Genomic DNA, 12,823 nt, shown 5'->3' on the forward strand with positions numbered 1-12,823 from the left:
CGCGACCGGCGGATCACCAGAAAGGGGATGGGCCGGTCCGCGAGACGAGATCAGTCAGGAGAGAAAGAAGGGTCGTCCGCCGCTGTGCGGACGGCAGGGGGAAGCACGAACGCAGGCGGGACATGCTGCGTCGTCGGCCGCGGGTCGTAGGCGAACCACGCGACATCCCCCGGACCCGGCCCTGGGGTGCCGGATCCACTACCGCTCTGGGGCACGAATCCATTCGCGCCAGAGCCGTGCTCGACGGGGGCGGGCGCCGGGAACTCCGGCTGGGACTGGCTGGTGAGCCCGTCCACACCTCGCCCCGCCATGGCCTCGGCGTTTTCCGTCGCCGAAGGCCCGCCGCCGACCGTGGGGAAGACACCGGCCCCGAGGGCCGGTCCGGAGGCGGCGGTGTGAGCTGTGTGAGGGGTCTGGGAGCGGGCCTCCCCTGTCGTCGCGGTGGCGTCCGCGACCGCGGGAGCGGCGCCGAGGAGCCCGAAGACGACCGCGAGCAGCCATGCGACGGTCAGGAGACCGCCGATGGCGAGGGCTCGCATGAAACCCCACCGAGTGCCGGCCGCGAACCGCGCCATCCGGTCAGCCCGGCCGGGGATCGTGTCGTCGACGGGAAGCGTCACGGGCGCGCGTCGAGCAGCGGGCGATGACGCCCTCCACTGCTCGTGCGGCACGCGTGCCACGTGACCTCCCCAAACTCCTGGACGGGCCCGCTTGGACACGGACCATCCCTCAACGGAGAGTTACGGTAGCACCACATCGAGTCAACACAACGGTTTTCCCGGTAAAGGCTCAGCAGCCGTCCAGGAAACGGTCAAGGACCCGGACCCCGAACCGGAGCGAATCCACCGGAACCCGCTCGTCGATGCCATGGAACATCCCGGAGAAGTCCAGGTCGGCGGGGAGCCGCAGCGGTGCGAAGCCGAATCCCCGGATGCCCAGCCTGCTGAACGCCTTGAGGTCCGTGCCCCCCGACAGCGTGTAGGGCACGGCCAGCGCGCCCGGGTCCTCGGCGAGGAGCGCGTCGGCCATCGCGCGCACCAGCGGCCCGTCGAAGCCGGTCTCGATGGCGATGTCGTGGTAGACGAACTCCCTGGTCACGTTGGGGCCGAGCAGCTCGTCGAGCGTCTCGAAGAACTCGTCCTCGTATCCCGGCAGGAAGCGGCCGTCCACGTGCGCGGTCGCGGTCTGCGGGATCACGTTGGCCTTGTACCCCGCCTCCAGCATCGTGGGATTGGCGGTGTTGCGCAGCGTGGCGCCGATCATCCGGGCGAGCGGCCCCAGCTTGGCGACGGTCTTCTCCGCGTCGTCCAGGTCGAGTTCCAGCTCCAGGACCCTGGAGGTCTCCTCAAGGAACGTCCGCACCGTCCGCGTCATCCGGACCGGCCACTCGTACCGGCCGATGCGGCCCACCGCCTCGGCCAGCTCGGTGACCGCGTTCTCGGCGTTGAGCATCGAGCCGTGCCCGGCCCTGCCGGTGGCGGTCAGGCGCATCCAGGCGATGCCCTTCTCGGCGGCCTCGATCAGGTAGAGCCTGCGCGCCTCGTCGATGGAGACGCTGAACCCGCCCACCTCGCCGATCGCCTCCGAGCACCCGTCGAACAGGCCCTTGTGCTCGTCGGCGAGCCACTGGGCGCCGTACTTGCCTCCCGCCTCCTCGTCGGCGGTGAAGGCCAGCACCACGTCCCTCGGCGGCCTGCGTCCCTCGGCGAGCCGCTGCCGCACGACGGCGAGGATCATCGCGTCCATGTCCTTCATGTCGACCGCCCCGCGCCCCCAGACGCACCCGTCGGCGATCTCGCCGCTGAGCGGGTGCTGGGTCCAGTCGTCGGCGTTGAAGGGGACGACGTCCAGGTGGCCGTGGAGCAGCAGGGCGTCCCGGGAGGGGTCCTCTCCCGCGATGCGGGCGACCACGTTCGCCCTGCGGCTGTCCGACTCCAGGATCTTCGGCTCCAGCCCGACCTCCGCCAGCTTCTCGGCCACGTACTCGGCGGCGGCCCGCTCACCGGGCCCCGAGTTGTCGCCCGCGTTGGTCGAGTCGATCCTGATCAGGTCGCGGCACAGCCCGACGACCTCGTCCTCAGCGTTGATCGCCGTCATGGTGGACTCCTTGGGGTTTCGGTACGGCTTCCACCTCCCATCCTGCCGCCGGGCGCCCCTTCCCGGCACCCCGCCCGCAGCCGCCCTCTTACCGATATGACGGCGGCTCAAGAGTTTGCTAACCTAAGTCCGCCGACGCGGGATGACGGTCCCACGTGCAGGCACCACGTCCGGGTGGCGGAATAGGCAGACGCGCTAGCTTGAGGTGCTAGTGCCCTTTGCGGGGCATGGGGGTTCAAGTCCCCCCTCGGACACGTTCGATTCGCCCATGAGGTCCTGGTCAGACGTAGAGCTGACCAGGATTCTTCTTTTTCCGGGGTGATAGGTCCGCCGAACGCCGAGCCCGGCGTACAGCCGGGCCCTCCTGACCGGCTCAGCCTTTCCCAGAATTCGTACTGCGTCACCCATGGTGTTCATCACCTTCGCAAGGTCGTCTCGGGTGAGCTGCCGCCTGCGGTTCGGTTCACGGCGCAGCTGTGCTTCAGTTCGGATCTTCTTGGCTTGTTCCTCTCGGATCCAGCCGACGACGACAACCGAGAGAGCTTCAACCGTTCGCCCATCTCCTTAGTAGCGTCGATGCCCCGTGGCTGCACGATCCCGGCATGTTGAAGATGTGCCCGCTCACGGTGATTTGAGTTCATAGGTCGAACAGGGCGCGCAGGCGACGAGCGTCGTTTCGGTAGTGTCGCCGGGCGTGGGTCATATTGACGTGCCCGACGTGGCGGAACGCGCCGATCGCGAAGTTTCTACAGGTCGCCATCACCTGGGGCAGACTGCCGGTACAGATCTGGCAGGAATCCTCACGGAAGGTGACGTCGCGGATGTGGTGCAGGGCCTCCACTCCGGTGCCAGCGGACGTAGGTGCTCAGATGGGCGGGTCCGGCCAGGTCGACGGGCAGGTTCGTGATGACATAGGCCACCTTTTACTGCTGCCCGAGCCGCGCAGATCGGCGACGTGCCGCACGATCCGCATGACCTGAACCGCGCCGGGGAAGTCGACGCCGTCGGCGAGGGCGGTACGGACGGTGCGGCGTTCGCTGCGGCCGTGACCCCGGTCGCTCTCGGTGTAACCGGTGCCGCGGCACATCACTCTGGCCATGCTCGCCCTGGCCTTCTTGTCCGCGATCGCCGCCACCCAGCACCCCTGCGACGAGGAGTACATCGCGCTGACCATGCCCGAGATCCGCCAGTTGCTGACCGTCCTCGTCCTGAACTCGCACCCCGCACCGCACCGCAGGTTCTGCACCGGTCACAATGACACCGACGTCATCAAGCCACCGCTCGCCGCTGCCACTACCAGCGCAGATCCCAACCATGATCCCGAAGTGTCACTGGAGTCTAGGCGCCGGGTGATCGGAACGCGGAGTCTCTGTCAAGAGACGAAATCTGCGGAGAACTCCGCGATCTCCACAGGTGGCGGAATCGTTAGATGCTCGCGCTCGACGACAGAAGGGTCCTGCTGTTCCTGCGCAAGTATGCTCTTGAGAAGATCGACTTCATGCTTGGTGAGAACCGGCTCTGGCAGTGAGGTGTAGACCTCGCAGTATGCGATGTCGATCTGTTGAACTTGGTTCGGCTCCAATGGGGCGTGACGGGTCGGGTTCAGCTCCAAGACATCGTCCATGACAGCGTGCCGCCCAAGTGGGGAGAGAACTCCGATCACCGGGATACCATCCAGGCTCTGGGCATAGCGTTGCCACTGACGTGACATCTCATCAAGTCCACACCACGAGTAGCCAACGGCAACCCTGCGACAGATATCCTTCGGGATCTTGCCGTAGAGATACGCTCCCTGCCGGAGACTCACCTTCAAGGCCAGGCGAGGGTCCCGCTGGGCCGCTTGGCGCAGGAATTCTCCGCCTTCGGCCAGAGAACCGGCGTTCAACAGGAGGACACCCAGTTCGAAGGCTGCCAGGGCTTGCTGTTTGTCAGCCCAGCCGAGGAGGTCGACACCCCGCGGTCCGAACCACGTCAGCATTCGCTTCCGCTCGGGTGAATCCGATTTTGAGGAGCCAAGGCCGGTCCCAGCGGAGGCGGTGCTACCTGTGGTGTTGCCCACAGATTGATCGATGCTTCCAGCAGAGGCGTTGGGCTCGGAGGCGGAAGAGAGCGTCTTGCCGGCAGCACGGTCGACAACAGCTTCTTCGTCGGCCTGCCGAGGGGCGCCGTTGTGAAGGTAGCTGCAATACCGCTGGTGCCAGTCCGCCATCGTTCCCAGTGCTTCATCAGGATCGATACCGGTCTGTTCCAAGACCTCACGGCAGGCATGCACGAGGCTGGAGACTGTCTCCCACCGAAGGGGAGTCACCCGAATCCCGTTCAGTATGTCGTGGACAGCAGTTTTGCTCAGCGGATGACGTCTGGGCGTGTGGCGAGACAGTGCGCCGTACGACGGGTTTCCTGCTATATCCCGTGCTTCCCTGAGCGCTGCGACGAGCTGTTCGCGCCCCCGGCTTGGGGGATGGCCATTCACGACCATGGACACCGCCGTTCATCATCATTGATGCGATCTCCGAATTGTCCCGCATATCCAAAGCATCAAGAGCATCTACGCGTCCGATTCGATCATCTCGAACCCTCTCGGAACGAACAAGACCAATGATCAACATCTCAATGTGATCATTCTAAATCGTTCCGAATCGCCCTGAGCAGCTGGAACGACTCAGAACGATCCGGTGTAGCGCAACGAGGCTTCGAAACAGATGGCTTAACAGAACCTTTGTTCGTTCCACTTCGTTTCGCATCGATCTGACCCCTCCCGCGATGGTCTGTATAGATATGTCCACATTGAGAAGGCGATAGACAGGTAAGCAAGCAAAAGGGAGCTTCCGGTCAATCAATGGTCCGGAAGCTTTTTCAATCCGGAGGTTTGATGATCCTGTACGGCGTGGTGATCAAGGCGATCATCGCTATCGCCCTCTCTGTTGCTGTGGGAGGGGGCGCCGCCCTGCTCGCGCTGCGTTCAGGCAAGTCGCCATCGGCTTCCCTGTTGGTAGGGCTGACCGTCGGGACCGCTGCCTTGGGCGGCTTCTCCCCGATCTTGTTCGGTTAGAGCAGGACCGGCAGAGAACGAAAGGTGTAAAGGAGGGGCCTTTATATGTCGGAGCGCCAACCGTATGGCCGGATACGGCTGGCGCTTCATCACCACCGGTCGTGCGAGCCCTACCCGGTGAGCCGCATCGCAGCACTGGGTCACCGTCGGGGCTGTCGGGATCCTTGCCGAGGAACCAGAGTGCCATGAGCCGGCATGGCGAGGAGTGCGAACCGATCTCCAAAGCCCAGCAGGGCTAGGCACCAGATCGGGGATCGTCCTCAAGAACTCGTTCGCGCAGAGCCTCCAGTTCCCGCCCCAGAGCACCCGACCCGACGAGCATCAGGGCGTGTACCGCGCTCACCTCCCGGGCGGATGCCCATATGCCCGATCCGCAGGCCTGGAACGGGAGGACCTCGATCGAGTGGACCCGGAAAGCGGCCGGGTCCAGGTATCGCATGCCCCCGGTCCCGCACAGGTAGGTCGTGGCGCCTGTCAGCCAGGCCAGGTCGGCCAGGCGTTGCGAGCGTTCACCGGGTGCGAGCAGATCGCTGCTGTGCAGGATCTGCCCCCGCCACCCGACCTCCTCCAGCAGCAGGCGCGTGGACAGCTCCGTCACGTCCGCCAGTCGATCCGTGCTCTCGAACGCGGCGAGTAAGGGTTCAAGCCGCCTCTTGAACGACGGCCAGTAGGCACTGTGCCGGTAGTGGTCGGCGAGGAGCTGGGCGACACGGCGCCGGCAGCGAGCGGGATCGGCCAGGCGCGCTCCGCGGATGGAGGTGGAGCGGCCGTGCGGCAGATGGGTGGAAATGGAGAGCCACTGCGGCTGCCGCGAGCCGTCGAGCGAGGCGAGGCGCGCGCGGTGCTGGTAGTCCCTGCGTGCGAACTGCACGTCGTCCAGGACGATCCAGTAGTCGGCGGTGAACAGCTTGGCCAGCGTCACCAGTCGGGGGAAGAGGTTGGGCTGGTGGATGGCGCACACCTCGCCGTACGGCAGGTCAGGGCGTAAGGAGCCTGCTGTCGAATCCGGCGCGGAGAAGAGCCTGGTAGGCGTCATGGACCTCTCCTGGGACGGGCTGCTTGATGGCGTAGCCAAGCTTGGGGTACTCGATCACGCGCTGGAGGTCGCCGACGAGCATGTCGATGACCAACTTCGGATCACCGATCGAGCTGACGTAGTCATCCAGCTCAAGCGGCTCGGAGGCGCACACCACCTCGACCTCGGGCCATACCTTTCGTGTCGTGGCGTAGGCCCGACGCTCCATGTACGGCTTGGAGATCAGGAGCACCGAACCGGGCTGAATACCCGCATCGGCCAGCACCTGGCGGGACAGTGCGATGTTCTGGCCGGTGTTGGTGGCGTTCGGCTCCAGCAGAATCGCCTCGTCGGACATGCCGAGGTCGAGCGCGTGCTCGCGGTAGTGGACGGCCTCGCCTCGGGGGAAGCGCGCCGCGGTGGTGGAGCTGGTGGCACCGGAGAAGACGAGCAGCGGGAACCAACCAGCGCGGTGCAAGTCGACCGCCGCGCGTGCCACCCCCAGATCGTGGCTACCCAGGCCGATAGCCACGTCACACCGGCTCAGGTCGTGGTGCATCTGGTGGTAGTCCCAGATGGTGTAGGCGTGCTGCCACTGCTCGTCGGTGATGACCTGCTGCTTGACACTCACTCGATTGCTCCCTGGTCGCCGTGGCAGAGGAAGGCGGATCTCCCCCTGGATGGTCCGCTGAATGCCCTCGATGCTGCGCAGTTGGTGCGCGAGCCCGTGCTGCGCGGCCTCGCGCGCGGCACGGTCGAGGATCACCACCCCATCATCCACGGTGGCCCGATCCGAAAGCAGGACGTGCCCGTAAGCCGTCTCCAGCCGGACCCGCTGCATGGGCGCATCGGTGACTGCGGTAGCACGAGCGAGATCGATCAGGCGTAGCGCCTCCGAGAAGTTCCCTGCGCCACGGTGGGCCAGAGCGAGTTTCTGGTGCGCGACGGACCAGTCCTCGGGTTCACCGAGATTCTCGAACTCGCGGATGGCGGTCGTCATCAGGCGGGCGGCGTAGTCATTCTTGTCGTTCTTGCTCAGGGCGGTCCCCACCCACAGCCGGGCTCGCGCCCTATCGCGTGGTGAGAGCCTGTCGTCCACCGCCAGCGCCTCATATTCCTTGGCGGCCTCGTCCAACCGGCCCCCCATCTCGGCGACCACCGCCAACGAAAGGTCGAGTTGCGCGATACGACGGGGGATGTCGAGCTGTCCATAGATCGATCGGGCGTTGAGGTAGGAGCGACGAGCGGACAATGGGCCGGCGACTGCTCCTTGGTCGCGCTGGAGGTCGCCGAACAACGTCGTCGATCGTGCGAACAGGTAAAGACCCTTGTCGTCCAAGGCGTGCGGGTCGTAGCGGGTGAGCCATCGGTTCAGCAGGTCGGTGGCGTAGCTGAAGCTCTGGCGGCTGAGCGCGACCACAGCCCGGTCAAGGTCATCCGTCCAGGTCTCGTAGTCCCAGGCCCGTGGTCCCATCTGGGTGACTCTCAGCCCTTGGTCCACATCCTGGCCGAGTTCCAAGAGCAGCGTCTCGAAACGCAGGTGAGTCGCCGAATTCGCGCGAGCGAGCGCGGTGTCCAGGATGGCTTGGGTATCCGGACGTGGCCGAGTAGTGGTACCGAGCTGGTCCCACTTCGCCACGGTGCGGGGAGCCACGCCGAGGTGCTGCGCGAACACCCGCACGCTCATCCGCAAGGCTCGGCGAAGTGCACGCGCTTCGAGGCCGGTCCACTCATGCACGGTCGTCACGTCGCTGCTCCCTTCCACGGCCATGGAAGCACGTAGCGGTACCGAGGGCTTACGGAAGTGCAACGCAAGTGCGACAGCGGGTCGTATCCAGCGGGGTCGGGGCTGGCCATGCTCGAAGAGCGGGCCATCAGCCCCGACCACGGTAAGGACGGCTACCTTGTGGACACTCACCGAACAACACGATGTGGACGGCCCGATCGTCTACGGGTACCTGCGGCTGCATCGTTCGACGCCCGAGCGGCACGCCGCCCTGACGGTAGCCCTCGCCCAATACTGCGAGCAGCACGAACTGCAGCTCTGCGGCATCTTCACCGATCGAGGGGCCGCATCGTCGGACGACCCGGCCTTCGCCGGCCTGCTGGACGTCCTTCTCATGTCCGGCGCCTACGGGGTGGTTCTGCCCACTACGCACCACCTGGGCGAGAAGTCCATCGCGACTCGGCGGCGGGAACAGCTGAACGCGATTGGGGCGCGGCTGCTGGTCGTGCGGGGAGCCCTCCGTACCACTGGCTCTTCCGCCAGCCGACCAGTCGTGACTCTGGCCCGCGCCGTTCCCCATGGCCAGCTCGAACCAACTCGCCAAGGACCCCATGATGATTGACACCTTCGTGGCACCACCGCCTAGCAGCGAATTCAACCCGAACGTGCCAGCGGTAGAGCGCACGTACGCCGCGCTCGCAGGCTCCGACAAGGACGGCTTCGAGGCCGACCGTGCAGCCGCCGGCAGGCTGAAGGGGGCGATTCCTGGGGTAACCGAGGTCGTCCAGAAGAACGCAGCGGCTGTCGCGCGGGCTGTCGCCTCCCCGTACACCTTCGTGAAGTGCTCGATGCAGCCCCGGTATGACCCCGGCGCCGTCGAGGTCGCCCAACTGATACAGGCGCGGGCGCCGCGCTGGGTTGTCCTGTGGCGCCCGTACTGGCGGGTCCTGCAGGCGTGGGAGTGCTCCGACCCGCGGCTGTGTCGCACCGTCATGGGGCACAGCGCCGCCGAGCTGTGGCAGCGCATGCAGGAAGCTGAACTTGATCTCTGGCGGGCCTCCCCGCGCGCCATGACCGCGAACCGGCCACCCACCACACCCGTCCCGGGTGGCCGTGAGGATCTGCCAGAGGCGGCCCCGAGACGATCACCGGACCCGGCAGCACCCCGCCGGCCTGGAAGACCTCGAGGCCCCAGACCACACCAGGAGGGAGCGCATCGTGTTCGCGTTTAGTGACGCGTTCCTGGCGGTCGCCGCCGGGTGGCCGTGTTGTTTCTCCTCGTCTTGGCGTGGACAGCCCAGCAGGCTCACAACGTGCGGCCGTCCACGTACTCCGGCGCGGGCCCGTGCCCCTACCCAGCACCCATGCTGCCCCGCACCGCCTACGACGCCGACGGGCGCGGGCACGAGCAAACCAGCCGAGGCCGGGCCTACCGCGACGTCATCCAGATGTACGCCGCCTGGTGCGCAAGCACCACCTTGACCACACCAGCCGCGGCGAATGGTACGAGGCCGACCCGTACGTGAACCAGGCGGAAGCGGGCTGACTATGCCCCTGCCCGGCTGGCGTGGACACCCCACGTCAGGAACCCGAAACAGGACAAGGAGTAGAGACATGAGCACTCTGACCCCGGAGGAGACGGTCACGGTCGACACGGGAGAGACGTTCGACCCGTTCGCCCTCAACATCGAATTCATCGAGAACACCCCGGCGGCCGACACGGTGCTGATGTGCAGCACCGGCGACAACTGCGGAACCTCCTGCCCGAGCGCCTGCACGACCTCGTAGTCCGCGGGGCGCGAGTTCATACGGGCCCGCCCCCCCTTTTCCCCAGAACGGAGCGTGAGTGATGACGCGGTCGCGGCGGACCCTGTACCGGTGCACGGGCGCCGGGATGCTGCGCGCGGCGGTGAACCTTTCCGCCCCCGCCCTGCCGCAGTGGCCGGGGCCCGCCGCGTCCCCCGAGCAGTGGCGTTCCTGGCTCGGCCCGATCTGGGCCGATGACACGTTCCGGCGCGCGGTCTCCAGTGCCAGCCTGGACCTGGCCCGCCAGGTGGAGGCAGTCCTGGACGGGCGGTTGTCGAACGCTCGCCGGGCGCGTCGCGCCGCGCTCGCGGTCGCCCGGTACGCCATCAGGTATGAGCACCGGTCCACGCCGTTCGGCCTGTTCGCCGGCGTCTGCCTGGTCGACTTCGGCGAGACATCCGCCGTGCTTGTCGGGGATGAGCACGAGATCGTTACCCGAGCCGCCCCCCGGGCGCTGGACAAGATGATCAGCGCCCAGGAAGCCGACGGCGTGTCGATGGCGGCCGTCGAGGTGTGCGTCAACAACCTGGTGTACGTGCGCGGCGGCCGCGTCTTCGTGCCGTCCGAGGGCGCGTCGGAGTTCTCCCTCGCACTGACGCCCGCGCTGACACTCGTTCTCCAAGCGGCCACATCGCCCATCCGGTATGCGGCGCTCGCGGGCAAACTCGCCGCAGAGTTCCCGCAGATGGAGGAACACCGCCAGGCGGCGTTCCTCGCGGAGCTGCTGCGGCTTCGGCTACTGCTGTCGGCGTTGCGTGCCCCCGCCACGGTCGTTGACCCAGCAGCCGTCCTGCCTGCCGTCGCCTTGGACGCCCGCGATCGGGACGCGTGCGTGGACCTACGGCTGGACGCCAAGGTTCGGCTGCCGGAGACAGTCGCGGTCGAGTTGGAAACCGTGGCAACCGTGCTGGCCAGGCTCGCGGCCAACCCAATCGGCACCCGGGCGTGGCGGCGCTACACCGAGCAGTTCGCCGCCCGATGGGGCGAAGACGCCGAGGTCGGCCTGGACCAGCTCGTTGACCCAGACAACGGGTTGGGCCTGCCTGACGGGTTCGGCTCGGTGTCCGAACCGCCACGACCGATGTCGCGGCGCGACCGGCTGCTGTTGGATCTCGCAGGCACCGCCGCCGTCGAACGCCACCGGACGGTGATCCTGTCCGAGCCGCTCATCGAGGAGTTGGAAGCGGCCGCAGGCGAACCCACCGCCCTTGCCCCGCACTTCGAGGTGTGCGCACAGGTCCAAGCCCGTTCCCTCCCAGCGCTCGACCGAGGCGACTTCCGCGTCCGCGTTCACACCGTCTCCAGGGCGGCAGGCACAATGACGGGACGATTCCGGCACCTGTTCCCGCAGGCCGCCGGGCAGGTAGCCCTTCCCACGGTTGACCCTGTGGCGGAACTGGCTCAGTTGTCGTTCCATCCCTCCCGCGTCGAGGCCGACCTACTCACGCGCACCCCGCGAGTCCTGCCGAAGCTGGTCAGCGTCGGAGAGCACCGGGACAGCGACGCCACGGTGTTCGTCCCCTCTGATCTGGTCGTGGGTCTGCGCGGCAGCCACCTCTACCTCGCGGTGGCCGCCACCGGGGAGCGCCTGGAGCTGCTCGCGCCGACCGCGCTCAACTTCATGTGGAACAACTTCACCCCGCCGCTGGCCCGGTTCCTGGCCGAGATCAGCCGTGCCGCGACTCCGCAGGTGACCTGGTTCGACTGGGGTGCGGCGTGGACGCTGCCGTTCACGCCGGGGCTGCACTATCGGCGCAGCATCATCGTTGCCGCCCGCTGGCAGCTTCGGGCCCGCGCCCTGCCCGGCCGTGCGGCATCCCTGGAGGAGTGGGCCGCGCAGCTGCACGCCTGGCGCGGCCGGGCGGGTGTGCCGGAGCGTGTGCTCCTGGCCATGGACGACCAACGCCTGCTGCTGGACCTCACCGGGGAGATGGACCTGGACGTGCTCCGTACGCACCTGCGCGGCTCCCCCATTGCGGTGCTCTACGAGGCGCCGCCGCCGGACATGAATGGATGGATCGGCGGGCGGGCCCACAGCATCGTCGTCGCGGTCAAGGCGGGCCGATGAGCCCGCCCACGACGCAGGCCCTGGCCGAGGGCGCGCTGGGGATAGCGTTGCTGCACATCGAGCGCGGCAACCTTGCCGCAGCCCGGCCCCTGCTGACCGAGGCGGTCACCGGTGGCGTCAGTACCGGCTCCAACGCTTCTCTGTTCCACGGCGCCCCGGCCCTGGAGTTCGTGCTTGGCCGTGCCGGGCGCGCCGACCAGACCGTTCAGACGGCCGTCGACCGGGTCGTGGCCGCCCGGCTCGCCGCGGCCAGCTGCCGACGAAAGGCGACCCGGCTCCCGGCACTGGCAGAGTTCGATCTCATCCGGGGGCTCACCGGGCTGGGGGTGGTGCTGCTTGCCCGAGCAGGCTCGCCGCCGCCGCTGCTGCAGGAGGTGCTGGCCTACCTGGTGACGCTGGCAGTCCCGGCCGAAGCCGATGCCCAGGTCCTGCCCGGGTGGTGGTCGCCGGACAGCCCCACACATGAGGAGATCACCGGTGGACACGCGAACAACGGGGTAGCCCACGGCATCGCCGGCCCGTTGGCGCTGCTATCTCTCGCCGCCCGCCGCGGCGTCCTGGTGGAAGGCCAGATAGGCGCCATCAAGACGTTCACGGCCTGGCTGGAGAAGTTCGGCTCCTTCTACTGGATCACCCTGGACCCGCTCGCCGCTGAGGCGTTGCAGGCGCCGTCCCTGCGCCCTTCCTGGTGCTACGGGGACCTTGGTATCGCCCGCACGCTGCAACTGGCAGCCTGTGCGCTCGGCGACGACGCCCGCAGGCAGAAGGCCGAAGAACTCGCCATCGCCGCCCTCACCGATCCGGCCCGGCTGAGCCGGGTCACCGATGCGTCCCTCTGTCACGGCTGGGCCGGGCTGCTGACCGTCACGACCGCCCTCGCCGCCGACAGCCGTACCCCCGACCGGTTCGCCGAGCCCATCCGGCAGACCCGCCAGAGGTTGGAAGCGGGGATCCCCGCACTGTCCAAGCCCGGGTTCATGGAAGGCCGAGCCGGAGCCGTCATGGCGCTGAAGGGCTCCAACGTGACCGGCTGGACCCGCGCCCTGTTGATCAACTGAC

At 67.3% G+C, this 12,823-nt stretch carries 13 protein-coding genes and 1 tRNA gene; 7 read left to right on the plus strand and 7 right to left on the minus strand.

The window, feature by feature from the left end; genetic code table 11:
- Positions 1 to 50: 50 nt before the first annotated feature.
- Together AB0B96_RS12350 and AB0B96_RS12355 are read right to left on the minus strand one after the other, a co-directional pair.
- A complete protein-coding gene (locus AB0B96_RS12350) occupies positions 51 to 680 on the minus strand; it encodes a hypothetical protein (protein ID WP_362898108.1) in 630 nt (209 codons plus the stop codon).
- A gap of 109 nt (positions 681 to 789) precedes the next feature.
- Positions 790 to 2,097, minus strand: coding sequence for a M20/M25/M40 family metallo-hydrolase (locus tag AB0B96_RS12355; protein WP_362898110.1), 1,308 nt, complete (start codon positions 2,095 to 2,097; stop codon positions 790 to 792).
- Positions 2,098 to 2,265: 168 nt separating this feature from the next.
- On the opposite strand from AB0B96_RS12355, the gene AB0B96_RS12360 reads away from it, so the two are divergent.
- A tRNA-Leu gene (locus AB0B96_RS12360) sits at positions 2,266 to 2,351 on the plus strand.
- A 383-nt stretch (positions 2,352 to 2,734) separates the two neighbouring features.
- On the opposite strand, the gene AB0B96_RS12365 is transcribed toward AB0B96_RS12360, so the two are convergent.
- The 3 genes from AB0B96_RS12365 to AB0B96_RS12375 all read right to left on the minus strand — a co-directional run bounded on the left by AB0B96_RS12365 (position 2,735) and on the right by AB0B96_RS12375 (position 4,348).
- Positions 2,735 to 2,938 carry a hypothetical protein gene (locus AB0B96_RS12365; protein WP_362898112.1) on the minus strand — a complete coding sequence of 68 codons (204 nt, stop codon included), beginning with the start codon at positions 2,936 to 2,938 and terminating at the stop codon, positions 2,735 to 2,737.
- Between the two features lie 24 nt (positions 2,939 to 2,962).
- Positions 2,963 to 3,343, minus strand: a complete 381-nt coding sequence (locus AB0B96_RS12370; RefSeq protein ID WP_362898114.1) for a hypothetical protein — start codon at positions 3,341 to 3,343, stop codon at positions 2,963 to 2,965.
- A 126-nt stretch (positions 3,344 to 3,469) separates the two neighbouring features.
- Positions 3,470 to 4,348: a hypothetical protein gene (locus AB0B96_RS12375; RefSeq protein WP_362898116.1), complete on the minus strand. Its 879-nt coding sequence runs from the start codon at positions 4,346 to 4,348 to the stop codon at positions 3,470 to 3,472.
- Positions 4,349 to 4,969: 621 nt separating this feature from the next.
- Between AB0B96_RS12375 and AB0B96_RS12380 the strand changes: the two genes are divergently transcribed.
- A complete protein-coding gene (locus AB0B96_RS12380; protein ID WP_350941627.1) occupies positions 4,970 to 5,149 on the plus strand; it encodes a hypothetical protein in 180 nt (59 codons plus the stop codon).
- A 235-nt stretch (positions 5,150 to 5,384) separates the two neighbouring features.
- Here AB0B96_RS12380 and AB0B96_RS12385 read toward each other — a convergent pair whose 3' ends face one another.
- Together AB0B96_RS12385 and AB0B96_RS12390 are read right to left on the minus strand one after the other, a co-directional pair.
- On the minus strand, positions 5,385 to 6,185 hold the full coding sequence (locus AB0B96_RS12385; RefSeq protein ID WP_362898118.1) for a WbqC family protein: 801 nt from the start codon (positions 6,183 to 6,185) through the stop codon (positions 5,385 to 5,387).
- Positions 6,127 to 7,911 carry an ElyC/SanA/YdcF family protein gene (locus AB0B96_RS12390; protein ID WP_362898120.1) on the minus strand — a complete coding sequence of 595 codons (1,785 nt, stop codon included), beginning with the start codon at positions 7,909 to 7,911 and terminating at the stop codon, positions 6,127 to 6,129. The genes AB0B96_RS12385 and AB0B96_RS12390 overlap by 59 nt, the downstream gene beginning before the upstream one ends.
- Positions 7,912 to 8,068: 157 nt before the next feature.
- Here AB0B96_RS12390 and AB0B96_RS12395 point away from each other — a divergent pair, with 157 nt between their 5' ends.
- From AB0B96_RS12395 to AB0B96_RS12415, 5 genes are all read left to right on the plus strand, one after another.
- The gene (locus tag AB0B96_RS12395; RefSeq protein WP_362898122.1) at positions 8,069 to 8,512 is read left to right on the plus strand and encodes a recombinase family protein; all 444 of its coding nucleotides are present in this window, start codon (positions 8,069 to 8,071) and stop codon (positions 8,510 to 8,512) included.
- A gap of 742 nt (positions 8,513 to 9,254) precedes the next feature.
- Positions 9,255 to 9,416, plus strand: a complete 162-nt coding sequence (locus tag AB0B96_RS12400) for a hypothetical protein (RefSeq protein WP_362898124.1) — start codon at positions 9,255 to 9,257, stop codon at positions 9,414 to 9,416.
- Positions 9,417 to 9,504: 88 nt separating this feature from the next.
- Complete coding sequence (locus AB0B96_RS12405; RefSeq protein ID WP_350941631.1) at positions 9,505 to 9,678, plus strand: FxLD family lanthipeptide; 174 nt, start codon at positions 9,505 to 9,507, stop codon at positions 9,676 to 9,678.
- 61 nt (positions 9,679 to 9,739) lie between these two features.
- Positions 9,740 to 11,764 (plus strand): lantibiotic dehydratase family protein, encoded by a 2,025-nt coding sequence (locus AB0B96_RS12410; RefSeq protein ID WP_362898127.1) that lies wholly within the window; start codon positions 9,740 to 9,742, stop codon positions 11,762 to 11,764.
- A complete protein-coding gene (locus tag AB0B96_RS12415) occupies positions 11,761 to 12,822 on the plus strand; it encodes a lanthionine synthetase C family protein (RefSeq protein ID WP_362898129.1) in 1,062 nt (353 codons plus the stop codon). Before AB0B96_RS12410 ends, AB0B96_RS12415 begins: the two co-directional genes overlap by 4 nt.
- The last annotated feature ends 1 nt before the right edge of the window (position 12,823 follow it).

The sequence above is a fragment of the Streptosporangium sp. NPDC049046 genome, assembly GCF_040649155.1.
Taxonomy (GTDB): domain Bacteria; phylum Actinomycetota; class Actinomycetes; order Streptosporangiales; family Streptosporangiaceae; genus Streptosporangium.